Annotated in this window: 19 protein-coding genes, 1 other RNA gene and 1 pseudogene; all 21 read left to right on the top strand. The window is 67.1% G+C overall.

Translation table 11 applies throughout. The features are described 5' to 3' along the window. The first annotated feature begins 37 nt into the window (after positions 1-37). The 21 genes and pseudogenes from rnpB (at position 38) to ligA (ending at position 25,567) form a co-directional block, all read left to right on the top strand. Positions 38-430: RNase P RNA component class A (gene rnpB, locus NDN16_RS08565), an RNA gene on the top strand. Between the two features lie 463 nt (positions 431-893). Next, positions 894-1,337 (top strand): division/cell wall cluster transcriptional repressor MraZ, encoded by a 444-nt coding sequence (mraZ, locus tag NDN16_RS08560; protein WP_251113201.1) that lies wholly within the window; start codon positions 894-896, stop codon positions 1,335-1,337. Further along, positions 1,334-2,326, top strand: a complete 993-nt coding sequence (gene rsmH, locus NDN16_RS08555) for a 16S rRNA (cytosine(1402)-N(4))-methyltransferase RsmH (RefSeq protein ID WP_251113200.1) — start codon at positions 1,334-1,336, stop codon at positions 2,324-2,326. Before mraZ ends, rsmH begins: the two co-directional genes overlap by 4 nt. Continuing rightward, a complete protein-coding gene (gene ftsL, locus NDN16_RS08550) occupies positions 2,326-2,682 on the top strand; it encodes a cell division protein FtsL (RefSeq protein ID WP_251113199.1) in 357 nt (118 codons plus the stop codon). Before rsmH ends, ftsL begins: the two co-directional genes overlap by 1 nt. Beyond that, complete coding sequence (locus tag NDN16_RS08545) at positions 2,679-4,325, top strand: peptidoglycan D,D-transpeptidase FtsI family protein (RefSeq protein WP_251113198.1); 1,647 nt, start codon at positions 2,679-2,681, stop codon at positions 4,323-4,325. Before ftsL ends, NDN16_RS08545 begins: the two co-directional genes overlap by 4 nt. A gap of 83 nt (positions 4,326-4,408) precedes the next feature. Then, complete coding sequence (locus tag NDN16_RS08540; protein WP_251113197.1) at positions 4,409-5,860, top strand: UDP-N-acetylmuramoyl-L-alanyl-D-glutamate--2,6-diaminopimelate ligase; 1,452 nt, start codon at positions 4,409-4,411, stop codon at positions 5,858-5,860. Continuing rightward, positions 5,857-7,317 carry a UDP-N-acetylmuramoylalanyl-D-glutamyl-2,6-diaminopimelate--D-alanyl-D-alanine ligase gene (locus NDN16_RS08535; RefSeq protein WP_251113196.1) on the top strand — a complete coding sequence of 487 codons (1,461 nt, stop codon included), beginning with the start codon at positions 5,857-5,859 and terminating at the stop codon, positions 7,315-7,317. Before NDN16_RS08540 ends, NDN16_RS08535 begins: the two co-directional genes overlap by 4 nt. 2 nt (positions 7,318-7,319) lie before the next feature. Continuing rightward, a complete protein-coding gene (gene mraY / locus NDN16_RS08530) occupies positions 7,320-8,402 on the top strand; it encodes a phospho-N-acetylmuramoyl-pentapeptide-transferase (RefSeq protein WP_251113195.1) in 1,083 nt (360 codons plus the stop codon). Positions 8,403-8,409: 7 nt separating this feature from the next. Continuing rightward, positions 8,410-9,795 (top strand): UDP-N-acetylmuramoyl-L-alanine--D-glutamate ligase, encoded by a 1,386-nt coding sequence (murD, locus tag NDN16_RS08525; protein WP_251113194.1) that lies wholly within the window; start codon positions 8,410-8,412, stop codon positions 9,793-9,795. A 19-nt stretch (positions 9,796-9,814) separates the two neighbouring features. Beyond that, complete coding sequence (gene ftsW / locus NDN16_RS08520) at positions 9,815-10,984, top strand: putative lipid II flippase FtsW (protein ID WP_251113193.1); 1,170 nt, start codon at positions 9,815-9,817, stop codon at positions 10,982-10,984. A gap of 16 nt (positions 10,985-11,000) precedes the next feature. Continuing rightward, positions 11,001-12,104, top strand: a complete 1,104-nt coding sequence (murG, locus tag NDN16_RS08515) for an undecaprenyldiphospho-muramoylpentapeptide beta-N-acetylglucosaminyltransferase (protein WP_251113192.1) — start codon at positions 11,001-11,003, stop codon at positions 12,102-12,104. A gap of 25 nt (positions 12,105-12,129) precedes the next feature. After that, positions 12,130-13,545 carry a UDP-N-acetylmuramate--L-alanine ligase gene (gene murC / locus NDN16_RS08510; protein ID WP_251113191.1) on the top strand — a complete coding sequence of 472 codons (1,416 nt, stop codon included), beginning with the start codon at positions 12,130-12,132 and terminating at the stop codon, positions 13,543-13,545. Further along, the gene (murB, locus tag NDN16_RS08505; RefSeq protein ID WP_435301075.1) at positions 13,545-14,492 is read left to right on the top strand and encodes a UDP-N-acetylmuramate dehydrogenase; all 948 of its coding nucleotides are present in this window, start codon (positions 13,545-13,547) and stop codon (positions 14,490-14,492) included. The genes murC and murB overlap by 1 nt, the downstream gene beginning before the upstream one ends. A gap of 136 nt (positions 14,493-14,628) precedes the next feature. Continuing rightward, a complete protein-coding gene (locus NDN16_RS08500) occupies positions 14,629-15,552 on the top strand; it encodes a D-alanine--D-alanine ligase (protein ID WP_251113190.1) in 924 nt (307 codons plus the stop codon). Further along, positions 15,540-16,448 carry a cell division protein FtsQ/DivIB gene (locus NDN16_RS08495; RefSeq protein WP_251113189.1) on the top strand — a complete coding sequence of 303 codons (909 nt, stop codon included), beginning with the start codon at positions 15,540-15,542 and terminating at the stop codon, positions 16,446-16,448. The genes NDN16_RS08500 and NDN16_RS08495 overlap by 13 nt, the downstream gene beginning before the upstream one ends. After that, positions 16,445-17,773: a cell division protein FtsA gene (ftsA, locus tag NDN16_RS08490; RefSeq protein WP_251113188.1), complete on the top strand. Its 1,329-nt coding sequence runs from the start codon at positions 16,445-16,447 to the stop codon at positions 17,771-17,773. Before NDN16_RS08495 ends, ftsA begins: the two co-directional genes overlap by 4 nt. 130 nt (positions 17,774-17,903) lie before the next feature. Then, positions 17,904-19,427: a cell division protein FtsZ gene (ftsZ, locus tag NDN16_RS08485; protein WP_251113187.1), complete on the top strand. Its 1,524-nt coding sequence runs from the start codon at positions 17,904-17,906 to the stop codon at positions 19,425-19,427. 274 nt (positions 19,428-19,701) lie between these two features. Beyond that, on the top strand, positions 19,702-20,670 hold the full coding sequence (gene lpxC, locus NDN16_RS08480) for a UDP-3-O-acyl-N-acetylglucosamine deacetylase (RefSeq protein ID WP_251113186.1): 969 nt from the start codon (positions 19,702-19,704) through the stop codon (positions 20,668-20,670). Between the two features lie 141 nt (positions 20,671-20,811). Beyond that, a complete protein-coding gene (locus NDN16_RS08475; RefSeq protein WP_285292527.1) occupies positions 20,812-21,717 on the top strand; it encodes an outer membrane protein assembly factor BamD in 906 nt (301 codons plus the stop codon). Between the two features lie 24 nt (positions 21,718-21,741). Beyond that, positions 21,742-23,400, top strand: a pseudogene (recN, locus tag NDN16_RS08470) (DNA repair protein RecN); the annotation flags it as partial. Between the two features lie 13 nt (positions 23,401-23,413). Beyond that, positions 23,414-25,567: an NAD-dependent DNA ligase LigA gene (ligA, locus tag NDN16_RS08465; RefSeq protein WP_251113380.1), complete on the top strand. Its 2,154-nt coding sequence runs from the start codon at positions 23,414-23,416 to the stop codon at positions 25,565-25,567. Positions 25,568-25,570 lie beyond the last annotated feature (3 nt).

Here is a 25,570-nt window from a genome sequence, read left to right as displayed (position 1 = left end):
CTTGACATTGGCGGCGCGCGGGCACAGTTTCCGCGCGCCAGCCGGCCGGGCGACCGCTGCCGCAAGGGCCGAAAGGCCGCGGAAGAGGAAAGTCCGGGCTTCACGGAGAATCGGTGCCGGGTAACGCCCGGCGAGGGTGACCTCAGGGAAAGTGCCACAGAAAGCAAACCGCCGGCGCGCCGCATGGCCCATCGGTAAGGGTGAAAGGGTGGGGTAAGAGCCCACCGCGCGCCTGGCAACAGGCGTGGCAAGGTAAACCCCACCGGAAGCAAAACCGAATAGGAACGACACGGCGCTTGCGCCAGCCTTCTCCGGGCCGGTCGTTCGGGTAGGTTGCTTGAGGCGCGGTGCGAGCCGCGTCCCAGATGAATGGTCGCCGCCCGGCCGCAAGGCCGGTGCACAGAACCCGGCTTACAGGCCGGCTGGCTCCTCGACCGCCTCCCTTTGCCAGCCCGGCCGAATTCGCCAGCCTGGGCAGCCATGGGCAGGCTGCAGCCGACGCCCCCAGGCACATGAATTATTTCAGTTTTTTACAGTCCAGGGCAGGCTCCGGAAGGGGCTCGTGTTCCTGGGTCGCGCAGTCTTGGGATCATTCCAAACTGTTGTTTTCAATCGAATATTTATAAGTTCAGTCGCGATGCCGACAGGCCTGGATGCCCGTTAGTGGGGGTAAATCCCATTGACGCCCACGTGATCCCATGGTAAACCAAATGACAATTCGGGGTGCCTGCTTTGGCGGGCGATCATCAGTTTGAAATTTCGGCATGCGGGCACGGTCGGCGCGGGGTGCGGTGCGTTCATTCGCGCTGCTGTCGGGGGTGCTTTGCCGAAATTTCGCTGAAAGCGGGGGTCGCATGGGATGCAACCGGTCGGAAAGGCAAGTGTGACGCTTGATGAACCGGTTTCTCTCCAACGCGGTCAACAATGTCGACTCCAAGGGGCGGGTCTCCGTTCCGGCGATGTTCCGGCAGGTTCTTGCGGCGAAGGGCTTTACCGACCTCTATGCGCTGCAGTCGATCGCCCATCCGGCTATCGACGTCGGGGGCATGGACCTTCTGGAGCGCTACGAGACCCGGATGGCCCAGGAAGACCCCTTCGGCGAAACCTTCGCCGACATGTCGCTCTTCGCCTACGGCGATGGAGCGTTTCTGAAATTCGATGCCGAGGGGCGTATCACGGTGACGGACTTCCTCCGCGCCCACACGGGGATTACGGACAAGGTCGTCTTCGTGGGTCGCAACGATTTCTTCCAGCTTTGGGAGCCGGAGCGGTTCGAGGCGCATCGCGCCGAGGCGCGGCAGCGTCTGCAGGCCATGCGGCCGGGGGCTGCGCGATGAGCGGGCCGCGTCATCTTCCGGTATTGCTGAACGAGGTGTGTGCGGCCATGGCCGTCGCGCCCGGCGATATCGTCGTGGACGGAACCTTCGGAGCCGGTGGCTACAGCCGGGCCCTTCTGGAGGCCGGGGCCACGGTGGTCGGCATAGACCGGGATCCCACCGCGATCGCCGCAGCCGGCGCCATGCGCGCCGAATTCGGCGCCCGCCTTCGCCTCGTGGAGGGTCGCTTCTCGCGTATGGAAGAGTATGTCGACGGCCTCGTCGACGGCGTCGTCCTCGATATCGGCGTCTCTTCCATGCAGATCGATACGGCGGAGCGGGGCTTCTCCTTCCAGAAGGATGGCCCGCTGGACATGCGGATGGAAGCAGGTGGTCCGTCCGCGGCGGATGTCGTCAACCGCCTCAAGCCCGGCGATCTTGCCCGGGTGCTCTCCTTCCTGGGTGAAGAGCGTCAGGCCGGGCGTATCGCCCGCGCCATCGAGGCGCGCCGCGCCGAGCGGCCCTTCGAGACGACGTCGGACCTGGCCGGGCTGGTTGGCAAGGTGCTGGGCCGGCGGCCGCAGGATAAGATCGATCCTGCTACCCGGACGTTCCAGGCGCTGCGCATCTACGTCAACGACGAACTCGGCGAGTTGATGAACGCGCTCGTCGCCGCGGAGGCCATCCTGAAGCCGGGCGGGCGCCTCGTGGTCGTGACCTTCCATTCGCTGGAAGACAGGATCGTGAAGCGGTTTCTGCGCGATCGCTCGCAAGCTGCTTCACAGTCACGGCATTTACCCGATCTTAGCCATGAGGATGCGACATTCGCGACGCGCAACAAGGCTGAAGGCGGCACGGCGGAAGAGATAGCGGACAATCCGCGCGCCCGCTCCGCCAAGCTTCGTTCCGCGGTGCGCACCTCCGTTCCGGCGCGGCAGGGGCCGCATGCCTATCGGTTCTTCGATCTACCCGCGCTGGCGGCATTGCCGCACTCCGGAGCACAACGCTGATGCTGAAGACGCTCGACATCATCCTCGTCGCCATCATGCTCTGCGCGGCCACATGGACGTTCGGCGTCAAGCACGAAGCGGAGTCCATCGAGGAGCGCCTGCGCAAGGTCGATGCCGAGATCGCCATGGAGCGCGACACAATCTCCCTGCTGGAGGCCGACTGGAGCCTGCTCAACCAGCCTTATCGGCTGCAGAGGCTGGCCGACGTCTTTGCCGCCGACCTGAACCTGAAGACGATCTCGCCCACGCAGATCGTCGGACCGGAAGACCTGCCGTCCGAGCCGGTCCCGGCAGCCCCGGAGCCGAGCGCATTCGAGGGTGGCCTGGCGGCCAATCAGCGAGGTGTCCTTCGATGAAGCTGCGGCGCCGCCTTCGCGATGAGCCACCGTTGAACAAGTCGCGGCTCGCCATCGCCATGATCGTCTTCTGTGGCGTCTACGCCGTCATCGGCGGGCGCCTGATGGCATGGGGCACTATGCCCGAGGCCGAGGCGTCGGCGCAGCGCCAGGCCGAGCCGGCCCTGCGTCCGGACCTCTTGGATCGCAACGGCGAAGTGCTGGCGACCGATATCCGCAGCGCGTCCGTCTTCGCCGAGCCGCGCCGTATCCGCGACATGGACGTGGCGGCCGAACGCCTCCTGGCCGCGTTGCCGGGCCTCGACGGCGAGACCGTGCGGGAAAGGCTTTCGCAGGGCGGCAGCTTTGCCTGGATCAAGCGGAACGTCACCCCGGCCGAGGCGCAGGCCGTGGCGAGACTGGGTGTCGACGGCATCGGCCTCCGTACGGAAAAGCGGCGCTATTATCCGGGCGGCAGCACGGCATCCCATGTGGTCGGCCATGTCGACGCCGACAATCGCGGCGTCGCGGGCATGGAAAAGTTCGTCGACATGCAGGCACGGGAAGGGCAGCGCCTTGATGAAGGCAGCCAGCCGGAGCCGGTGCGCCTGTCCGTCGACCTGCGGGTGCAGCATGTCCTGCGTGACGAGCTTGCCTCCGCGATGACGAAATACCAGGCGACGGCTGCCGGCGGCGTGGTCCTCGACGTCGAGACGGGCGAGGTCGTCGCCATGGCCTCGCTGCCCGACTACGATCCGAACAATCCGGACGCCGCCGATGCCGACGGCAGCGTCAACCGCATGTCGGCGGCGACGTTCGAGATGGGGTCCACCTTCAAGACGTTCACCACGGCGATGGCGCTGGAAAGCGGCAAGGTGGAACTGACCGACACGTTCGACGCGCGCGCGCCGATCCGCATCGACGGCTTTACCATTTCCGATTCCGGCGCGCAGAAGCGTCCGCTGACCGTGCCCGAAATATTCATGTACTCGTCCAATATCGGCGCCGCGCGCGAAGCCGAGGCCGTCGGCGTCGAGGGCCATCGCGCCTTCCTGTCCCGCATCGGCCTCCTGTCGCGCATGCAGACGGAACTGCCCGAGACGGCAACGCCCGTGCAGCCGCGCCAATGGCAGGCGATCCATTCGGTTACCGCCTCCTTCGGGCATGGCGTGGCCACGACCCCGCTGCAGACCGCCGCGGCGGGCGCCGCGCTGATGAACGGCGGCTATCTTGTCCGGCCCACCTTCCTTGCCCGCTCCCGGGCGGAGGCGGAAGCGTTGCGCGTTCCCGTCGTCAGCGGCCGGACGTCCGATGAAATGCGCTATCTGTTCCGTCTCAACGGCGAGCAGGGCTCCGGGAAATCCGCCCGCGTGGACGGTTTCGACGTCGGCGGCAAGACCGGAACGGCCGAGAAGATGGTCGACGGCCGCTATCGCGCCGACAAGCGGCTGAATGCCTATATGGCGGCATTCCCGATGGCGAGCCCCCGCTACGTGGTCTTCGTCATGATCGACGAGCCGCAGCGCGCCGCAGGAGAGCCCTATGCCACGGCCGGCTGGAACGCCGCGCCGACGACGGCCGGCATCATCCGCCGCGCCGCCGGTTTTCTCGATGTCCGCCCCGATTTCGGCAACGCCGGACGACAGCTTCTGGTGAGCTACTGATTCTATGCTATCGGGCGAATCGTTTGCCGGCAGCCGCGTGTCGGAGCCCGGCATGAGTGAAGAGAACGCCCGAGATGCCTGAGATGAAGCTATCAGACCTGGCCGACGGCCTCGCCGACATGGCGCCCGATACGGCGGCGATCCCGGTGGCCGGCATGAGCGCCGATTCGCGCAAGGTGCAGCCGGGCTTCCTGTTCGCCGCGCTGTCCGGAACGCGGCTCGACGGGTCCGTCTTCGTGGCGGAGGCCCGGCGCAAGGGCGCCGCCGCCGTCCTGGTGGAGGGCGATGTCCACGTGGCCGAAGGGTTGCCCGTGCTGCGGGCGGCCGATGCCCGCCATGCGCTGGCCGTCATGGCGGCCCGCTTCTTCCAAAGGCAGCCTGCCACGCTCGTCGCCGTCACGGGCACCAGCGGCAAGACGTCCATCGCCTCGTTCACCCGGCAGATCTGGGCGCGATGCGGGCAAAGCGCCGCTTCCATCGGAACGACGGGGGTCGTCAGCCCGACGCGCGACGAATACGGAACCTTGACGACGCCGGATCCGGTGGACCTGGCGCGGCTGCTTGCGGAACTGGCCGACGAGGGCGTCACCCACGCGGCCATGGAGGCATCCAGCCATGGGCTGACCCAGCGCCGGCTGGATGGTGTCCGGCTTTCCGCCGGCGGCTTCAGCAACCTAGGTCGCGACCATATGGACTACCACCCGACGGTCGAGCATTACTTCCAGTCCAAGATGCGGCTGTTCGACACGCTGCTGCCCCAGGGCGCGCCGGCCGTCATCTTCGCCGACGACGCCTTTTCCGAGCCGGCGGCGCGCGCGGCGCGCGCGGCGGGGCTGGCGGTGCATCTGGTAGGGCGCGGCGGAGACCTCCTGCGCCTGAAGCGGCTGGAGCTCGAGCGTGCACGGCAGATCGCCGAGATCGAGGCCGCCGGCGTCATCCATCGCGTCGTGCTCCCGCTGGCCGGCGAGTTCCAGATGTCGAACGCGCTCGTGGCCGCGGGGCTGGCCATCGCCACCGGAACGCCGGCCGGCAAGGCGCTGGCCGCGCTGGAGTATATCCAGGGGGCGCCGGGCCGTCTCGATCTTGCCGGCACCAAGCCGGGCGGCATCCCTGTCTTCGTCGACTATGCGCACAAGCCCGAGGCGCTGGAGAACGTTCTTTCCTCGGTGCGTCCCTTCACCACCGGCAAGGTCATCGTGGTGTTCGGCTGCGGCGGCGACCGGGACAGGCTCAAGCGCCCGATCATGGGCGAGATCGCCACGCGGCTGGCGGATACGGTGATCGTGACGGACGACAATCCGCGATCCGAACATGCCGATGCCATACGGGCCGAGATACTGGCCGCTGCGCCGGGCGCCATCGAGATCGGCGACCGCAGGGCCGCCATCGGGGAAGCGGTGCGGCTGGCCGTGCCCGGCGACACGGTCGTCGTGGCGGGCAAGGGCCACGAGGTGGGGCAGACGGTTGGCGATACGACCCACCATTTCAGCGACCACGAGGAAGTGGCGCGGGCAATTTCGGAGAACAGCCGATGACGGAGTCGCTCTGGACAGGCGAGGCGCTGCTGGCGGCCACGGGTGGCCGCCCGATCGGCAGCCTGCCGCCCTCGGTGACGGGCGTTTCCATCGATACGCGCAGCGTCAGGCCGGGCGAAGCCTTCTTCGCCATCAAGGGCGACCGCTTCGACGGGCATGATTTTTTGAGTGCCGCCGCCGCCGCCGGGGCGGGCCTGCTCGTCGTATCGGAGCGCAAGCTGCCGGCCTTGCAGCGGCTGACGACGCCGCTTCTGGTGGTGGACGACGTCCTGAAGGCGCTGGAGCGGCTTGCCGCCGTCGCGCGCATGCGCTCGCAGGCGCAGGTGATCGCCGTGACGGGCAGCGTCGGAAAGACGACGACCAAGGAGGCCTTGCGCCACGCGCTGTCGGCCTGCGGCACGGTGCACGCCTCTGCCGCGTCGTTCAACAACCATTGGGGCGTGCCGCTGTCGCTGGCACGGTTGCCGCAGGATGCCGACTATGCCGTCTTCGAAATCGGCATGAACCATCCCGGCGAGATCCGGCCGCTGGTCAAGCTGGTGCAGCCGCATGTGGCCATCGTGACGCTGATCGCGCCGGCGCATCTGGGCCATTTCCGGGACCTGGAAGAGATCGCCGATGCGAAGGGCGAGATATTCGAGGGCGTCGTGCCGGGCGGCAGCGCCATCATCAACGCCGACGACCCCTACGGGCCGCACCTGGCCGACCTGGCCCGGACGGCGGGCGTCACGCGCATTGCCCGCTTCGGCGAGGCGGGCACCGCCGATTTCCGCCTGATCCGCTTCCAGAAGCTGGACGACGGGGCCAACATGGAAGCGCGGATCGACGGCACGAATGTCGACGTGCGCATCGCCTCGGCCGGACGGCATATCGCGCAGAACATGCTGGCCGTGCTGGGCGCGGTCGACCTTGTCGGGGCGGATCTCGGCAAGGCAGCCGAAGCGCTGTCGGGCTGGCGCACGGGCAAGGGGCGCGGCGCGCGCCACGACGTGCCCGCCGGTAGCGGGATCATCCGCGTGATCGACGAAAGCTACAACGCCAATCCCGCCTCCATGCGGGCGGCGATCGCCGTCCTGGCCGGGGCGGAGCCGCGCAGCGACGGACGGCGCGTGGCGGTCCTCGGCGACATGCTGGAGCTGGGCGGCGAAAGCGCGCGGCTGCACGAAGAACTGGCGGAACCGCTTCTGGCGGCGGCGGTGGACGCGGTCTTCCTGACGGGCCCGGAGATCCGCCCGCTGCTGGACGTCATCGCAGGCCAGGCCGACGCGCAATGGCTGCCCGACCTCGAGTCGCTCGGCAGGTCGCTTGCCGCCTATCTGCGCCCCGGCGACGTGGTGATGTTCAAGGCATCCAACGGCATCGGCCTTTCCAGGTTGGTCGACGCGATGGTAGAGCCCCGGTCCGAGAGTTCGACAAGACAGGAAGCGGCGCCGCGCGTGTCCGCGCCGGAGGCCTGAGCGTGCTGACATACCTTGCCCATTTCGCGGAAGACGCGCAGATCTTCAACGTCTTCCGCTACATCACCTTCCGCACCGGCGCGGCGATGATCACCTCGTTCATCGTCGTCTTCCTGTTCGGCCCCTCCATCATAGCGACGCTGCGCATCCGGCAGGGGCGGGGCCAGCCGATCCGGGCCGATGGCCCGCAGACACATTTCAAGAAGGCCGGCACGCCGACCATGGGCGGGCTGATGATCTTGTCGGGCGTCATCGCGGCGACGCTGATCTGGGCCGATCTGCGCAATCTCTACGTATGGGCCGTTCTGCTGGTGACGGTCGGCTTCGGGGCGATCGGCTTCTACGACGATTACCTCAAGGTGACCAAGCAGAGCCACAAGGGCTTTTCGGGGAAGGCGCGGCTGGCGCTGGAATTCCTGATCGCGGGCATCGCCTCCGCCATCATCGTCTATGCCGGGTCGGACGATCTGGCGACGTCCATCCCCGTGCCCTTCTTCAAGCAGTTCCTGCTGGATCTCGGCATCTTCTATGTCGGGTTCGCCGCCTTCGTGATGGTGGGGGCCGGCAATGCCGTCAACCTGACGGACGGGCTGGACGGACTGGCCATCGTGCCGATCATGATCGCCGCGGCGGCGCTTGGCCTGATCGCCTATCTGGCCGGCAACGCCAATTTCGCCAACTATCTGCAGATCCACTTCGTTCTCGGCACCGGCGAACTGGCCGTCCTGTGCGGCGCGGTGCTGGGCGCGGGGCTTGGGTTCCTGTGGTTCAACGCGCCGCCGGCCGCCATCTTCATGGGCGATACGGGCTCCCTGGCGCTCGGCGGGCTGACCGGGGCGGTCGCCGTCGCCACCAAGCACGAGCTGGTCCTGGCCATTATCGGCGGCCTGTTCGTCATCGAGGCGCTATCGGTCATCATCCAGGTCGCCAGCTTCAAGCTGACCGGCAAGCGGGTCTTCCTGATGGCGCCGATCCACCATCATTTCGAAAAGCTGGGCTGGACGGAAAGCCAGGTCGTGGTGCGCTTCTGGATCATCGCCTTCATGCTGGCCTTCGTCGGCCTGTCCACGCTCAAGCTGCGGTGAGGCGGACATGATCGCGGCACGCACCTTCAAGGACCGCTCCATCGCCCTGTTCGGCCTGGGCGGTTCCGGCACCGCCACGGCGCTGGCGCTGGCGGAGGGCGGCGCGCAACTGACCGCCTATGACGACAACCCGGCGGCGGTGGCGGCGGCGGAGGCCGCCGGCCTTCCGGTCGGCGATCTGCACGATCTGGACTGGAGCTCGGTGGACGCCCTGGTTCTGGCGCCGGGCGTGCCGCTGACGCATCCGCGCCCGCACTGGAGCGCGGAGCTTGCCCGCGATGCCGGTGTCGAGATCATCGGCGACGTGGAGATATTCTCGCGCGAGCGGGCAGCCAGCGCCCCCGACGCGCCCTTCATCGCCATCACCGGCACCAACGGCAAGTCCACGACGACGGCGCTGATCGCCCACTGCATCGCGGCCAGCTGCCGCGACACGCAACTGGGCGGCAATATCGGCGTGCCCGTGCTGACGCTCGCCCCGCCGCAAGCCGGCCGTTTCTACGTGGTGGAGTGCTCGTCCTACCAGATCGACCTCGCACCCTCGCTGCATCCGACCGTCGGCATCCTCATAAACCTGTCGCCCGATCATCTGGACAGGCATGGGACGATGGAAAACTACGCCGCCATCAAGGAGCGTCTGGTTGCGGGCTCTCACACCGCCGTCATCGGCATCGACGACCCGTATTGCGCCGCGATCGCCGACCGGCTCGAGGCTGCCGGCCACAGCGTGCGGCGCATTTCGCGGCAAGGGCAGCCGGACGACGGTTACGGCTTCGACGGAACCGACGTCGTGCGCCGCATCGGCGGCGCTGAAACGGGGCGCTTCCGGATCGCCGGCATCGGCTCGCTGCGCGGCCGCCACAACGGCCAGAATGCCGCGGCGGCCATTGCGGCGCTGTCCGCCGTGGGCCTGTCGGACGCGGAGATCGCCGCCGGGCTTGCCGGGTTTCCGGGGCTTGCCCACCGCATGGAACAGGTGGGCCATGTCGGGCAGGTGCTTTTCGTCAACGATTCCAAGGCCACGAATGCCGACGCCGCGGCGCCGGCGCTGGCCAGCTTCGACAGGATCCACTGGATCGCCGGAGGTCTTCCGAAAGAGGGTGGCATCGCACCGCTGGAGCCGCTCTTCGGCCATGTCGCGAAGGCCTATCTGATCGGCGAGGCGGCGCCCGCCTTCGCCGCCACTCTTGGTAAACGAATTCCTTACGAAATATCCGGTACTCTGGATCAAGCGGTGGCAAGCGCCGCGCGTGATGCGTCGGGCACGGGCGGGGAGGAAGTCGTTCTTCTGTCTCCGGCCTGTGCGAGTTTCGATCAATTCCGCAATTTCGAGGTTCGTGGCGCGGCCTTCCGCGATGCGGTTTGCGCGTTGCCGGGTTTCCGGCCCATCTGACGCGACAAGGGGGTGTGGCATGGCCGTGAGCCGCGCGAAAAAAGGCCTGATTGCCGATTGGTGGTGGTCCATCGACCGGTGGCTTCTCGCCGCCTTCCTGATCCTGATGCTGGGCGGCATGATGCTGTCCTTCGCGGCCAGCCCCCCGGTGGCGGAACGCATCGGGCTGGAGCCGTTCCACTTCGTCAAGCGCCATGCCCTGTTCCTGTTTCCCTCGATCGCGGTGATGCTGGCCACCTCGTTGCTGACGCCGCACGGCATCCGCCGCATGTCGCTGATCATGCTGTGCGTGGCGCTGGTGACGATGGTTCTGGCGCTGTTCTTCGGCATGGAGGTCAAGGGTGCCCGGCGCTGGATGTCCTTCGGCCCCTTCAGCGTGCAACCATCCGAGTTCATGAAGCCCGCCTTCGTGATCGTCTGCGCCTGGCTTTTCGCCGAACGCGCGCGCCGGCCCGACGTGCCGGGCAACCTCCTGTCGCTGATGCTGCTGATCGTCGTGGCGGCGCTGCTGGTGGCGCAACCGGACCTCGGCCAGACAATCCTGACGGCGGGGGCGTGGGGCGGCCTCTTCTTCATGGCCGGCATGCCCTGGCTGTGGATCATGGTGCTGGGCGGCATCGGCGGGGTCGGCTTCTTCGGCGCCTATATCGCCTTTCCGCACGTCGCCAGCCGCATCGACCGCTTCCTGACGGGAGAGGGCGACACCTTCCAGACGGACACCGCGCGCGAGGCGATCATGCGCGGCGGCTGGCTGGGGCAGGGCCCCGGCGAGGGCACCGTGAAGCGCATCCTGCCCGACAGCCACACCGACTTCGCCTTTTCCGTCATCGCGGAAGAGTTCGGCATCATCACCTGCATGCTCCTGGCGGCGGTGTTCTGCTTCGTCGTCATCCGTGGCCTGCAGGTGGCCTTTCAGCAGCGCGACACCTTCGCCAGGCTGGCCATTTCAGGCCTCGTCATGCTGTTCGGCATGCAGTCGATCATCAACATGGCGGTGAACCTGCAATTGATGCCCGCCAAGGGCATGACGCTGCCCTTCATCTCCTATGGCGGCTCGTCCATGCTGGCCGTCGCCATATCGGCCGGCTTCGTCCTGGCGCTGACACGCAAGCGCGCTGAAAACTCGTCCCAGACCGACAGGCTGATGACGCGCACGCTGGCACTCGGCGGCACGTTGCAGCCGCGCTGACCTACAGGCATCGTCCATGACAAAACGCATCCTTCTGGCCGCCGGTGGAACCGGCGGTCATCTCTTCCCCGCAGAGGCGCTGGCGCACGAATTGGCCCGCCGCGGTCACGAGGTGCACCTGGCGACGGACGAACGGGCCGGTCGGTTTTCGGGCAGCTTCCCCGCAACGGAAACGCATGTCGTACCCTCGGCCACCTTCGGATCGCGCAATCCGGTGGCCGTGGCGCGCGCCCTCCTGAAGCTGTGGACAGGCCTGCGCACGGCCAGCGCCCTCCTGCGTCGCCTGAAGCCGGATGTCACCGTCGGCTTCGGCGGCTACCCCTCCGTTCCGCCCGTGCTTGCGGCCACGCAGGCCGGATGGCCGAGCATGATCCACGAGCAGAACGCCGTGATGGGCCGCGCCAACCGCTTCCTGGCGCGCCGGGTGGGACGCATCGCCGCCGGCATCCCCCAGGACAAGGCGCCGCAAGAGCTGCGCAACAAGATCGTCGTGACCGGGAACCCGGTGCGCCCGTCAGTGCTGGAGGCGGCAAAAAAACCTTACCGTCCAAGTGGTTCCGGAGAAGTTTTCAACTTGGTCGTGTTTGGCGGCAGCCAGGGAGCCTCGTTCTTTTCGCAGGTCTTGCCGGAGGCGATCGCGCTTCTCGACCCGACGCTGCGCGCGCGCCTTCGCGTGACGCAGCAGGCCCGCAGCGACGACGAAGAGCGCGTGCGCACCTATTATGCGGATGCCGCCATTCCGGCGGAGGTTTCGCCCTTCTTCGCCGACATGGCCGACCGGCTGGCCGCCGCGCATCTCGTCATCAGCCGCTCCGGCGCGTCCACCGTATCGGAGCTTGCCGTCATCGGCCGGCCGTCCATCCTGGTCCCGTACCCCTATGCGCTCGATCATGACCAGGCCGCCAATGCGGCCCGGCTGGAAGCGCAGGGCGGAACCATCGTCGCGCGGCAGGCCGACCTGACCGCCGAGCGGCTGGCCGCAATTCTGACGCGCCTTGCCGATGAGCCCGACGAAGCGGCCCGCATGGCCGATGCCGCGCGCGCGACCGGCATTCCCAACGCGGCGGAGTTGCTCGCCGATCTCGTAGAAGCTATGCCGCCCCGGACTGCCCGGTCCTGACAGAACGCTTGGAAAGGAAATTCCCATGAAGATGCCGCGCAATATCGGGCCGGTGCATTTCATCGGCATTGGCGGCATCGGCATGAGCGGCATCGCCGAGGTGCTGGTCAATCTCGGCTATACGGTGCAGGGGTCGGACCAGAGCGAGAACGCCAATGTGCAGCGCCTGCGCGACAAGGGCGTAAGCGTGCATATCGGCCATGACGCGGCCAATCTCGGCCAGGCGGAAGTGGTGGTTGTGTCGACGGCGATCCGCCGCGACAACCCCGAATTGGCCGCCGCGCGCGAGCGGCTCCTGCCCATCGTCCGCCGGGCCGAGATGCTGGCCGAGCTGATGCGCTTCCGGCAGGCCATCGCCATCGGCGGCACGCATGGCAAGACGACGACGACATCGCTTGTCGCCACCCTGCTGGATGCCGGCGGGCTGGACCCCACTGTCGTCAATGGCGGCATCATCAACGCCTACGGCACCAATGCCCGCATGGGCGGCGGCGACTGGATGGTGGTGGAGGCGGACGAATCGGACGGAACGTTCCTGAAGCTGCCTGCGGACGTGGCCGTCGTCACCAATATCGATCCGGAGCATCTCGATCATTACGGCACCTTCGACAAGGTGCGGGAGGCGTTCCGCGCCTTCGTCGAGAACGTGCCCTTCTACGGCTTCGCCGTGATGTGCCTCGACCATCCGGAGGTGCAGAAGCTGGTGGCCCAGATCGAGGACCGGCGCGTCATCACCTACGGCGAAAACCTGCAGGCGGATGCTCGCTTCCACAATGTGCGGGCCTCCGGAGCGCGCTCGACCTTCGATGTCACCATACGCGACCGCATCACCGGCGAGACGATCGAGATGCGGGACCTGGTGCTGCCCATGCCGGGGCGGCACAACGTGTCCAATGCCACCGCCGCCATCGTGACGGCCCATCGCATCGGCATGTCGGAGGCCGACATCCGCAAGGGCCTCGGACAGTTCGGCGGCGTCAAGCGCCGCTTTACCCATACCGGTACGGCCAACGGCATCGAGGTGTTCGACGACTATGGGCACCACCCGGTCGAAATCCGCGCCGTGCTGTCCGCCGCGCGCTCCGCGGCCAAGGGTCGGGTGGTCGCGGTGATGCAGCCGCACCGCTATTCGCGCCTGCAGAGCCTGTTCAACGATTTCGCGGCATGTTTCAACGATGCGGATACGGTCATTCTGGCGCCGGTCTATGCCGCGGGCGAGGAGCCGATCCCGGGCGTGGATTCCCGCGCGCTCCTCGATACGCTGAAACTGGGCGGCCACCGCGAAGCGCGGCTGATCGACGGTCCGGCCGAGCTGGCGCCGCTGGTCGCAAGCATCGCGGCTCCGGGCGACATGGTCGTGTGCCTCGGCGCCGGCTCCGTCACGCAATGGGCCTATGCCTTGCCCAGGGAACTGGAAGCACTGGCCTCGGAACCGGCCTGATGGACGGAGCCCGCCTCGAGGCGCGCCTGCGCCTGCCGTCCCTTCGCGGGCGGCTGACACCGGGCGCATCCATGGACAAAGTTACATGGTTCCGTACCGGCGGCCCGGCGGAACTCCTGTTCCAGCCGGCCGACGAAGAGGATCTGGCCGAACTCCTGGCGGCCGTCCCGACCGACATTCCGGTCACCGTGGTCGGGATCGGCTCCAATCTCATGGTGCGCGATGGCGGTATCGGCGGCGTCGTGATCCGCCTGCCGCCGAAGGGGTTCGGGCAGGTGGAGGCGGCGGGTGAGGGCCTGCTGCGCGCCGGCGCCGGCGCATCCGACAAACGCGTCGCCGCCGCCGCGCTGGAGCTCGGGCTTGGCGGGTTCCATTTTCTGCACGGTATTCCGGGCTCCATCGGCGGCGCCTTGCGCATGAACGCCGGGGCGAACGGGGTGGAGACATCCGAGCGCTTCGTTTCCGCCGCCGCCGTCGACAGGCAGGGGCGGCTGGTGCAACTGACGCCCGCCGACATGGCCTTCCGCTACCGGCATTCCGGCGCGGATGACGGGCTTATCTTCACGTCGGCGCTCCTTGCAGGCCCCTCGGACGGGGCCGATTCCATCCGCGCGGCGATGGAGGCCGTCCAGCATCACCGCGAGACGACCCAGCCCGTACGCGAAAAGACCGGCGGCTCCACCTTCAAGAATCCGCCGGGCACATCGGCCTGGAAGGAGATCGACCAAGCCGGATGCCGGGGGCTGCGGATCGGCGATGCGCAGATGTCGCAGATGCACTGCAACTTCATGATCAATACAGGTGCGGCGACGGCCCACGATCTGGAGCTTCTGGGAGAAACGGTGCGCCGCCGGGTATTCGAGACGTCCGGCATCCTGCTGGAATGGGAAATCCAGCGCGTGGGCCTGTTCCGGCCGGGGGCGGAGGTAGACCCGTTCGAGCCTTGAGCGGGCCGCACGGTTCGGGTGTCGGCGCATTTGCCTTACGATTTTATTGCCGACGCCGCGCCGGGTTAACCACCGCTTAACCATCCGCACAGCATGAATGGAAGGCGTAACCTTCTGTTGATGGAGTGCGGAGTCGATGCAGCGGCACGTGGCGGTTCTGATGGGCGGCCTTTCCAGTGAAAGACCCGTCAGCCTTTCCTCGGGCAAGGCCTGTGCCGACGCCCTCGAGGGCGAGGGCTATCGCGTGTCGCGCATCGATGTCGGGCGCGACGTCGCTTCGGTGCTGGCCGAACTGCGGCCGGACGTCGCCTTCAACGCGCTGCACGGACCGTTCGGCGAGGACGGCACCATACAGGGCATCCTCGAATATCTCGAAATTCCCTATACCCATTCGGGCGTTCTGGCCTCGGCCCTTGCGATGAACAAGGAGAAGGCGAAGGCGATCGTGGCCGGCTTCGGCGTCACCGTGGCCGAATCCATCCTCGTCGATCGCATGGAGATCGCACGGCAGCATGTGATGCCTACCCCGTATGTCGTGAAGCCGGTGGCGGAAGGCTCCAGCTTCGGCGTCGTCATCGTGCGCGAGGGCGAGGCTCATCCTCCGCAGCAATTGTCGGCCGTGGACTGGACTTTCGGCGATACGGTGATGGTGGAGCGCTACGTGCCCGGGCGCGAGCTCACCTGCGCCGTCATGGGCGACGAGGTGCTGGGCGTCTGCGAGATCGTTTCCAACGACCATGCCTTCTACGATTACGATGCCAAGTATGCGCCGGGCGGATCTTCCCATATCGTGCCTGCCGAGTTGCCGGACGAGATCACCGCGATGGTGGGCGAATTCTCCCTCGCCGCGCATCGCGCCGTGGGCTGCCGAGGCGTCTCCCGCTCCGACTTCCGCTACGACGACCGCAACGGCGCCTCGGGCGAGGTGGTGTGGCTGGAGGTTAATACCCAGCCCGGCATGACGCCGACTTCGCTGGTGCCCGATATCGCCCGTGCCCGTGGCCTCGAGTTCGGAAAGCTGCTCGACTGGATGGTGAGGGACGCGTCATGCCGCCGGTAAGACTGCGTCACGACCATTCCGACATGCGGCCGGCCGGCCGGGTGGCGATGCGCGTGCAGATCGCGCTGCGCCGCGTCTCGGGCTATGCGCGCCGCCTGCAGGCGCTGCCGCTGCCGAGCTTTTCGGTGCTGGCCACCGTCGTGCTCGGCTCCAGCGCCCTCTACGGCATGTCGAGCGGCGGGCACACGACCAAGGTCATCGATACGCTGGCCGAGCCCGTCGGCTTCGCCATCGACAGGGTCGATGTGACTGGCGCGTCCGAAACCTCGCAGATCGACATATTGCAGACCGTGTACGGGGTCGGCGCGCAAACCCTGCCGGCGCTCGACGTGGATGCGGCCCGCACCGCCCTGGAAGCCATGCCGTGGATAGAGACGGCTTCGGTGTCCAAGGTGTATCCGGGGCAATTGCTGGTCGAGGTGGTCGAGAAGCAGCCCTTCGCCATCTGGCAGCGCGGGCAGGACCTGACAATCATCGACCGTCATGGCGTGCCGATCGTGCCCTTTGCCACGACGCGCTACACCGAGTTGCCGCTGGTCGTCGGCGTGGGAGCGGATACGGCCGCCGCCGACCTTCTGGACGAAATCGAGCTGGTGCCCGAACTGAAGCCGCGCATCCGCGCCTATGTCCGCATCGGCGAGCGGCGGTGGGATCTTCGGCTCGACAACGGCGTCACCGTCCGCCTGCCGGAAGAGCAGCCCGTGGAAGCTGCCGCCGAAGTGGTGCGGATGGACCGCAGCTATGGGCTTCTTGCCCGCGATATCGCGGCGGTCGACATGCGTCTTCCCGACCGCATCACCATCAAGCTTACGCCGGAGGCGAAACAGCGGCGCGACGACGCAGCCGCCGAGCGCGCCAAGCTCGCACGCCAGGCCAAGAGGGGGAATCCGGCATGAGCCTGTTTCTGGGCGGAAAGGATGCGCTGCCGCGCATCGAAAAGCTTTCGCAGCGGCGGACGCACCTGTTTTCGATTCTCGACGTCGGGTCGTCGAAGGTCACGTGCCTGATCGCGCGGCTTCGTCCGCGCCCCGAAAGCGAAGTCCTGCCGAACCGCACCCATGTGGCCGAGGTGATCGGTATCGGGCATCAGCGTTCTCGCGGCATCAAGTCCGGCGTCGTCGTGGATATTTCCGCGGCGGAGCAGTCCATCCGCGCCTGCGTCGATACGGCGGAGCGACAGGCCGGCCTGACCATCGAAAGCCTCATCGTATCGGTGACGGCCGGCCGGCTCAAAAGCCTGCGCGGCAAGGCCGAGCTGACGGTGGCCGGAGCCGAGGTCAGCCCGGCCGACCTGCGCCGCGTTCTCAACCAGGCGGCGCGCACGCAGATGTCGCAGGGCCGCGTCGCCCTGCATTCGGTGCCGTTCGACCTTTCGCTCGACGGCGAGGGTGGGCTGGACGATCCCATCGGCATGATGGGCGAGGTGCTCGGCGCCGAGTTGCATGTGCTGACGGCGGAAGAGACGCCGTTGCGCAACCTGGAGGCCGCCATCAACCGCGCGCATCTCGTGGTCGAGGCCTTCGTGGCCGCCCCGTATGCGTCGGGCCTTGCAACCCTTGTGGAAGACGAGGCCCGGATGGGGTCGGCCTGCATCGACATGGGGGCCGGCACCACCACGATCTCCATCTTCCAGAACGGGCATTTCGCCTATGCCGACGCCATCGCCATGGGCGGCCAGCACATCACCATGGATCTGGCTCGCGGCCTGTCCATCCGCCCCGAGCAGGCCGAGCGGCTGAAAGTGATGCACGGCAACGCGCTGACCCAGCTGATGGACGACGGCGAGCCGGTTACGGTAGAGCCGCTGGCCGAAGACGACGGCGAGGGCGAGGTGCATGTGTCGCGCTCTCTCATTGCGCGCATCATCCGTCCCCGCGTGGAAGAGACGCTGGAGCTAATCCGCGACCGCATGGCCAGCTCCGGCCTCGGCCACGTCATCGGCAAGCGCGTCGTGCTGACCGGCGGCGCCAGCCAGCTCGCGGGCATGGCCGGTGCGGCCCACGACATTCTTCAGCGCAACGTGCGGCTGGGGCGTCCCGTCGGGGTCGCCGGCCTCAGCACGACCAACAAGAGCCCGATCTTCGCAACGTCGGTCGGGCTGCTGATCTACCCCCAGATCGCCTGGCAGGAATATGTCGCCGAATCGTCACCGCTGGATTTCGCCTTCGACGAAACCACGCGGGTCGGTCGGATCGGCTCCTGGCTCCGGCGTAGTTTTTGAGCTCCGCGTAACCGGTCCGCAAGTTTCAGGCGGGCCACCGAATGTACGGTGCACCCATACGCACTGGCAATACTTTGAAACGAACTGAGGCGCGCGCCGAGGCGGCCAACTGCGAAAAGGAAACCTTTACATGAGCATCAACCTGCAGAAGCCGGACATCACGGAACTCAAGCCCCGCATCACCGTGTTCGGCGTTGGCGGCGGCGGCTGCAATGCCGTCAACAACATGATCAATGCCGGCCTGGAAGGCGTCGAGTTCGTCATCGCCAACACCGATGCGCAGGCGCTGCGCTCCTCCAGGGCCGAGCGCGTGATCCAGATGGGCGTCGCCGTCACCGAGGGTCTCGGCGCGGGTTCGCAGCCGGAAGTCGGCCGCGCCGCCGCAGAGGAATCCCTGGACGAGATCTGCGATCACCTGCTCGGTTCGCACATGTGCTTCGTGACGGCCGGCATGGGCGGCGGCACCGGCACGGGCGCTGCGCCCGTGGTCGCCAGGGCGGCGCGTGAAAAGGGTATCCTGACCGTCGGCGTCGTGACCAAGCCGTTCCACTTCGAGGGCCAGCGCCGCCTGCGGATCGCCGAACTCGGCATCGAGGAACTGCAGAAGAACGTCGATACGCTGATCGTCATTCCGAACCAGAACCTGTTCCGCATCGCCAACGACAAGACCACCTTTGCCGATGCCTTCGGCATGGCCGACCAGGTCCTCTACTCGGGCGTCGCCTGCATCACCGACCTGATGGTCAAGGAAGGCCTTATCAACCTCGACTTCGCGGACGTCCGCTCCGTCATGCGCGAGATGGGCAAGGCCATGATGGGCACGGGCGAAGCCTCGGGCGAAGGCCGGGCCATGGCGGCCGCCGAAGCGGCCATCGCCAACCCGCTCCTGGACGAAACCTCCATGAAGGGCGCCAAGGGCCTGCTCATCTCCATCACGGGTGGTCGTGACCTGACCCTGTTCGAAGTGGACGAGGCAGCGACCCGCATCCGCGAGGAAGTCGACCAGGACGCCAACATCATCCTGGGTGCAACCTTCGACGAAAGCCTGGAAGGCGTCATCCGCGTGTCGGTCGTGGCGACCGGCATCGACAAGACGGCCGCCGAAGCCTTCGACCGCCAGCCGGAAACGCGTCCGGCAGCCGTTGCCCGCCAGGCCGCAGCCGGAGCCCCGGCCGCCCGCCCGACGCAGGAGGCCCCGGCCTATCAGCAACCGGTTGCGCCGGCGCCGCAGCCCGCTGCCTCCGGCTTCGATCTGGACGACGATTTCAGCCGCATGCTGACCGAGGAAATCTCGGAAGTCGCACCGCAGATGCCGGCGCGCCAGGCTGCCCCGCAGCAGACCCGCATGCCCCGCGTGGACGAGTTTCCGCCGGTCGTGCAGTCGGAAATGGACCGCCGCGGCGGCCACGATCACGACCATGCGGAAGAGCGCGGTGCCCTCGGCCTGATCCGCAAGCTGACGAGCGGTCTTTCCCGCCGCGAGGAGGAAGTCGAAGCGCATCAGGGCGAGCGTCGCCAGCAGCCGGAGCACAGCCCCTATGCGCCGCGGCGTGTGGCGGCAGACTCGGCGGCGCGCCCCGTAAGCCAGGTGCGCCCGCAGTCGGAAGACGAGCAGCTCGAGATTCCGGCCTTCCTGCGCCGCCAATCGAGCTGAAGTTTTTCAGCGGACTTCACAAAATAGTCGCATGAGACGAGCGGGTCCGCCCTGAAAGGGGCGGGCCCTTTCTGTTAAGATTATGAAAACACTCGATTTTACACTCGGTTAAGCTTGTCGCCGGTAACATGGGGAAAAGAAGCGTGATTTGGCCCGAAAGGGCGTAACTCCTAGTTTTCCGGCAACAAATCGGTTTCGGCTGCGCGTACATGGCGGCCGACGCCCGGGCCACAGCCCGACATGCTTTTCACAGAATGCATGCCATCGGCGGACCATGGGCGATTTCAAGGATACGAGTGTGGCGAAGCAGCAGCAAACGATCGGAGCCAGCATCGGCTTTCGCGGTGTCGGCGTTCACTCCGGTTCAGCCGTGGACATGACGCTTCATCCGGCCGACGCGAATACCGGCGTCGTCTTCCATCTCGGCAACGGGTCGGGGCGTGTGCGCGAGATCGCCGCCGTTTCCGCCAATGTCTCGTCCACCGATCTTGCCACCGTCGTCGGAGAGCCGGGCGGGCCGCATGTCGCCACCATCGAGCATCTCATGGCGGCGCTGTACGCCATGGACGTCGACAACGTGGTAATCGAAATGGATGGCGGCGAAATTCCCATCATGGACGGCTGCTCGACGGCCTTCGTGGAAGCCATCGACGAGGCGGGCCTCGTGTCCCAGTTGGCGGCGCGCCGTCATATCCGCGTCCTCAAGCCGGTTCGGGTAGAGATGGGCGGCGCCTTCGGCGAGTATCGCCCGCATGACGGCACGCGATTCGAAATCGATATCGACTTCGCTTCCGGCGCCATCGGACGGCAGAGCTTCTCCGGCGATCTGACCCCGTCGCTCTTCCGTGACGAGATTTCCCGGGCACGCACCTTCGGTTTCATGAAGGATGTCGAGCGCCTTTGGGCGTCGGGCCACGCGCTCGGATCCTCGCTCGAGAATTCGGTCGTCATCGGCGACGACGACAAGGTCATCAATCCGGGCGGCTTGCGCTACGTGGACGAGTTCGTGCGGCACAAGACGCTGGATGCGATCGGCGACCAGGCCCTTGCCGGTGCGCGTATCCTCGGCTGCTACCGGTCTTATCGCGGTGGCCACCGGCTCAACGCCATGGCGTTGCAGGCGCTTCTGTCCGATCCGGCGGCGTTCGAGATCGTCGAGATGCCGGTGCGCTCGGGCGGCCGGACCCGCGCGGAGCCCGCCGTGGCGGTGGCCGTGCCGGCTTTCGAAGCCCAGAAAATCTAGACTTCGCGTGCTTGGCCATGGGCGCCGCCTCAAAAAAGGCACGTTGAACGGCCTTGAAACATTGTCGGCTCCCTTCGCTGCAAGTAGAAGGGCGTCAGGGCGGGCGATCCGCCGCCGGGGATGCAGCAGGGGAACGTTCTAATGCGCCAATTCTTGCCCACAATCGGCCGGTCCAGCATCGTGCGGCCGCTCGCCGTTGTTCTTCTGGCGGGCGCCGTCTCCGGGCTTGCCGGCTGCATGTCCGGCAAGGACAACGACATCGACGCGCTGGCGCTCGCTTCGCAGACCGAGCCGGCCGACGTCCTCTACAATCAGGGCCTTGCCAACCTGGAGGCCGGGCGCCTGGGCGAGGCTGCCGCCAAGTTCGAGGCGATCGACCGCCAGCACCCCTATTCGGAGTGGGCCCGCAAGGCGCTGGTGATGCGCGCCTTCACCTCCTACCGCAATGGCGACTATGACGAGGCCGTCTCATCGGCACGGCGGTATCTGTCGCTTTATCCGGGTTCGGAGGAAGCGGCCTACGCACAGTACATCATCGGCCTGTCCTACTTCCGCCAGATGCCCGAGGTCACGCGCGACCAGACGGATACCGCACGCGCGGCGCTGGCCATGCAGGAGGTGGTGGACCGCTATCCCGATTCCGAATACGCGGAAGATGCGCGCACAAAGCTGCGCCAGGCGCGCGACCAGCTCGCCGGCAAGGAAATGCAGGTCGGCCGCTATTATCTGGAGCGGCGCAACTACATCGGCGCGGTGAATCGCTTCAAGAACGTCGTCGACAATTACAGCCAGACCCGCCACGTCGAAGAGGCGCTCTACCGCCTGGTCGAGGCGAACCTTGCCATGGGCATCCGTCCCGAGGCGCAGGCCGCCGCGTCGGTGCTGGGCCAGAACTTCCCCGAATCCGAATGGTACAAGGATGCCTACGCGCTGCTGCAGCGCGATGGCCTCGCACCGCAGGCGGGTACCGCCGGCTCCTGGTTCGGCAACGCCTCGCGCCGGCTTGCCGGCGGTGGTGCACAGGCCCCGGCCGCGCCGCAGGGCTGAGGGTGGGCGGGCATGGCGCGATAGATGCTCGTACACCTCGCGATCCGTGACATCGTCCTGATCGAAAAGCTGGATCTCTCCCTTGCGGGCGGCCTTTCCGTCCTGACGGGAGAGACCGGCGCCGGAAAATCCATTCTTCTCGATGCCTTGTCGCTGGCCCTCGGCGGGCGCGGCGACGGATCTCTCGTGCGGCACGGCGTGCAGCAGGGTGAGGTGACGGCCGTTTTCGATGTGCCGGCAAACCATGCCGCGCGGCTTCTTCTGGCCCGGAACGGGCTGGACGACGATGGCGACATCATCCTGCGCCGCGTGCAGAACGCCGACGGTCGCACGCGGGTCTTCGTGAACGATCGCCCGTCCAGTGTCGCACTCATGCGGTCCTTCGGCGAAACGCTGGTGGAAATCCACGGCCAGCACGACGACCGGGCGCTGGTGGATGCCAGCGCGCACCGCCTCCTGCTGGATGCCTTCGGCGGCCTGACGGCCAGCGCCGATGCCGTCACCGCGGCCTTCGAGGCGTGGCGCAGCGCGGAGGCGGACCTGCGTCGCCAGCGCGAGCGCATCGACGCCGCCGCGCGGGAAGCCGATTACCTGCGCGCCGCGGTCGAGGAACTGTCCGACCTGGCGGTCGAAACGGGTGAGGAAGAAATCCTTGCCGAGCGGCGCCAGACGATGATGCGTTCCGAGAAGATCGCCGGAGACGTCAACGAGGCCAACGAGGAATTGTCCGGCACGGGCTCGCCGATCCCGGGGCTCGCCAGCCTGCTGCGGCGCCTGGACCGGCGGCGCGACGAACTGCCGGGTCTGCTGGACGGGGCCATCGAACGGCTGGATGTCGCGCTTGACGCGCTTTCCGACGCGCAAACCGCGCTGGACGAGGCGTTGCGCCGGATCGAATTCGATCCGCGCGCGCTCGAAGCCACGGAGGAGCGGCTGTTTGCCCTGCGCGCCGCCGGCCGCAAGCATTCCGTGCCTGTCGATGAACTTCCCGCCCTGTGCGCGCGCATGGCCGCGGAGCTGGCCGAGTTCGACGCCGGTGAAGAGCGGGTCGCCACGCTGGAGCAAGAAGCTGCGCAGGCGCTGGATGCCTATCGGGCGCTTGCATCCGACCTGTCGGGCCGGCGGGCCGAAGCGGCCGCGGAGCTGGAGCGCGCCGTGATGGCCGAACTGCCCGATCTCAAGCTGGAGCGGGCCGCCTTCATCGTGGAGATCGGCACCGATACGCAGACCCCGTCGGCCTCCGGCTTCGATACCGTGGAGTTCTGGGTGCGGACCAATCCCGGCTCGCGCGCCGGACCGATGATGAAGGTAGCGTCCGGCGGCGAGTTGTCGCGGTTCCTGCTGGCGCTGAAAGTGGCTCTGGCCGACAGGGGCTCGGCGCCTACGCTGGTGTTCGACGAGATCGACACGGGCGTCGGCGGCGCCGTTGCCGATGCCATCGGCCGCAGGCTTGCCCGGCTTGCGCAAGGGGTGCAGGTTCTGTCCGTCACCCATGCGCCGCAGGTTGCGGCGCGTGCGGGCACGCATCTGTTGATTTCCAAATCCGGAGAGGAACGCGTGTCGACACGCGTTGCGGAAATGGACATGGATGCGCGGCGTGAGGAGATCGCCCGCATGCTGGCGGGGGAGCGCATCACCGAAGCGGCGCGCGCTGCCGCCGCGCAATTGATGGGTGAAGGAGGCGGGAGCGGTGATGCTGCGGGACAAGCCGGTGGAAAACCTGACGCTGGAAGAGGCGGCGGAGGAACTCGCCGCGCTGGCCGGTGAGATCCGGCATCACGACCAGCTCTACTATCTGAAAGACAGTCCGGCAGTTTCCGATGCGGCCTACGACGCCTTGCGCCAACGCAATCTGGCAATCGAGGCGCGGTACCCGGAGTTGAAGCGCGCGGACACGCCGTCCGAAACGATCGGTGCGCAGGTGTCGGAGAAATTCGGCAAGATCACCCATTCCGTGCCGATGCTGTCGCTCGACAACGCCTTTTCCGATGAGGACGTCGCCGATTTTGCAAGGCGCGCACGCCGCTTTCTCAAGCTGGCGGACGATGCTCCGCTGGCCATAACGGCCGAGCCGAAGATCGACGGTCTTTCCCTGTCGCTGCGCTACGAGGGCGGCCTGCTGGTCAGTGCGGCGACGCGCGGCGACGGAAGCGTCGGCGAGGATGTGACGGCCAACGCCCGCACCGTGGACGACATTCCGACGAAACTGAAGGGCAAGGTCCCTGACATCCTGGAGGTGCGTGGCGAGGTCTATATGAGCCACGCGGATTTCGCCCGGCTCAACGAGGGACGCGTCGAGGCGGGGCTTGCGCTGTTCGCCAACCCGCGCAACGCCGCTGCCGGCTCTCTCCGGCAGCTCGACCCGTCCGTCACCAGGGCGCGTCCGCTGCGGTTCTTCGCCTATGCATGGGGCGAATGCAGCGCCGTGCCCGGCGATACGCAGACGGAGGTGGTCGCCGCCATCGGCCGCATGGGATTTCCCGTCAACCCGCTGATGAAGCGCTTCGACGACGTCGACGGACTGATCGGGCACTACCATGCCATCGAGGAACAGCGCGCCGCGCTCGGCTACGATATCGATGGCGTGGTCTACAAGGTGGACGACCTCGCGCTGCAGAAGCGGCTGGGTTTCGTATCCCGTTTTCCGCGCTGGGCCATCGCCCACAAATTCGTGGCCGAGAAGGCGATGACCGTGCTGCGGGCCATCGACATCCAGGTCGGGCGCACGGGCGCGCTGACTCCGGTCGCCAAGCTGGATCCCGTCACCGTGGGTGGCGTCGTCGTTTCCAATGCCACCTTGCACAATGCGGATTATATCAGGGGCATCGGGCAGGGCGGGCAGAGCTTGCGCGACGGACGCGATATTCGTGTCGGAGATACGGTGGTGGTGCAGCGCGCCGGCGACGTGATCCCGCAGGTGCTGGACGTCGTGCCGGACAAGCGTCCCGCCGGGTCCACGCCCTTCGTCTTTCCGGATCGCTGTCCGGCCTGCGGCAGCCATGCCGTACGCGAAGAGGGAGAAGTGGTGACGCGCTGTACCGGCGGCCTTGTCTGCCCGGCGCAGGCAGTGGAGCGCATCCGCCACTTCGTATCGCGCAACGCCATGGATATCGAAGGACTTGGCGACAGGCAGGTGGAGTTTTTCCACGGGCTGGACGATCCTGCGCTGTGGATTCGCTCTCCCGCCGATATCTTCACGCTGGAGAAGCGGCAGGAAAAGTCGTTGACCCGGCTTGAAAATTTCGATGGGTTCGGCGCGCGCTCGGTGCGCAACCTGTTCGAGGCCATCGATGCGCGCCGCGATCCGCCGCTGCCGCGCTTCCTCTACGCGCTCGGCATCCGCCACGTCGGTGAAACCAACGCCCGGCGCTTCGCTCGCCATTACGGCAGCCTCGGCGCCTTCCGAGCGGCAGCAGAGGCGGCGGCGGTGCCGGCCGACCGCAAGGACGCCGGCAACGAAGCCTGGCAGGAGCTGAACGGCGTGGAGGGCATTGGCTCCATCGTTGCCGGCGCCGTGGTTGAGTTTTTCCACGAAGCGCATAACAGGGATGCCATCGATGCGCTGCTCGAGGCCGGGGTGAGGCCGCAGGACGAGGCCCGGCCGGCAGCGACGGTCGGTTCTCCGGTCGCCGGAAAGACGATCGTCTTCACCGGCGCGCTGGAGCGCATGTCGCGGGAGGAGGCGAAGGCGATGGCGGATGAACTCGGAGCCAAGGCGGTGGAATCCGTCTCCAGGAAGACCGACCTGGTTGTGGCCGGCCCGGGGGCCGGTTCGAAGCTCAGGAAGGCGGGCGAACTCGGCATCGAGGTCATCGACGAGGACGGCTGGTTCACCCTTATCGGGCGCTGACGG

The sequence above is a fragment of the Aureimonas altamirensis genome (genome assembly GCF_023702225.1).
Classification (GTDB): Bacteria; Pseudomonadota; Alphaproteobacteria; order Rhizobiales; family Rhizobiaceae; genus Aureimonas; species Aureimonas altamirensis_B.
Note: the sequence above shows the minus strand (reverse complement) of the source record. Positions and strands in the feature narration are given on the sequence as shown.

Excerpts from the sequence above, each read along its gene's own strand:
- lpxC (WP_251113186.1), top strand. The coding sequence starts at position 19,702 with ATGGGCGATTTCAAGGATACGAGTGTGGCGAAGCAGCAGCAAACGATC.
- murC (WP_251113191.1), top strand. The coding sequence starts at position 12,130 with ATGAAGATGCCGCGCAATATCGGGCCGGTGCATTTCATCGGCATTGGC.
- murB (WP_435301075.1), top strand. The coding sequence starts at position 13,545 with ATGGACGGAGCCCGCCTCGAGGCGCGCCTGCGCCTGCCGTCCCTTCGC.
- NDN16_RS08475 (WP_285292527.1), top strand. The coding sequence starts at position 20,812 with ATGCGCCAATTCTTGCCCACAATCGGCCGGTCCAGCATCGTGCGGCCG.
- mraZ (WP_251113201.1), top strand. The coding sequence starts at position 894 with ATGAACCGGTTTCTCTCCAACGCGGTCAACAATGTCGACTCCAAGGGG.
- NDN16_RS08535 (WP_251113196.1), top strand. The coding sequence starts at position 5,857 with ATGACGGAGTCGCTCTGGACAGGCGAGGCGCTGCTGGCGGCCACGGGT.
- NDN16_RS08500 (WP_251113190.1), top strand. The coding sequence starts at position 14,629 with ATGCAGCGGCACGTGGCGGTTCTGATGGGCGGCCTTTCCAGTGAAAGA.
- rsmH (WP_251113200.1), top strand. The coding sequence starts at position 1,334 with ATGAGCGGGCCGCGTCATCTTCCGGTATTGCTGAACGAGGTGTGTGCG.
- NDN16_RS08495 (WP_251113189.1), top strand. The coding sequence starts at position 15,540 with ATGCCGCCGGTAAGACTGCGTCACGACCATTCCGACATGCGGCCGGCC.
- ftsZ (WP_251113187.1), top strand. The coding sequence starts at position 17,904 with ATGAGCATCAACCTGCAGAAGCCGGACATCACGGAACTCAAGCCCCGC.
- NDN16_RS08545 (WP_251113198.1), top strand. The coding sequence starts at position 2,679 with ATGAAGCTGCGGCGCCGCCTTCGCGATGAGCCACCGTTGAACAAGTCG.
- ftsW (WP_251113193.1), top strand. The coding sequence starts at position 9,815 with ATGGCCGTGAGCCGCGCGAAAAAAGGCCTGATTGCCGATTGGTGGTGG.
- ftsA (WP_251113188.1), top strand. The coding sequence starts at position 16,445 with ATGAGCCTGTTTCTGGGCGGAAAGGATGCGCTGCCGCGCATCGAAAAG.
- murG (WP_251113192.1), top strand. The coding sequence starts at position 11,001 with ATGACAAAACGCATCCTTCTGGCCGCCGGTGGAACCGGCGGTCATCTC.
- ftsL (WP_251113199.1), top strand. The coding sequence starts at position 2,326 with ATGCTGAAGACGCTCGACATCATCCTCGTCGCCATCATGCTCTGCGCG.
- NDN16_RS08540 (WP_251113197.1), top strand. The coding sequence starts at position 4,409 with ATGAAGCTATCAGACCTGGCCGACGGCCTCGCCGACATGGCGCCCGAT.
- murD (WP_251113194.1), top strand. The coding sequence starts at position 8,410 with ATGATCGCGGCACGCACCTTCAAGGACCGCTCCATCGCCCTGTTCGGC.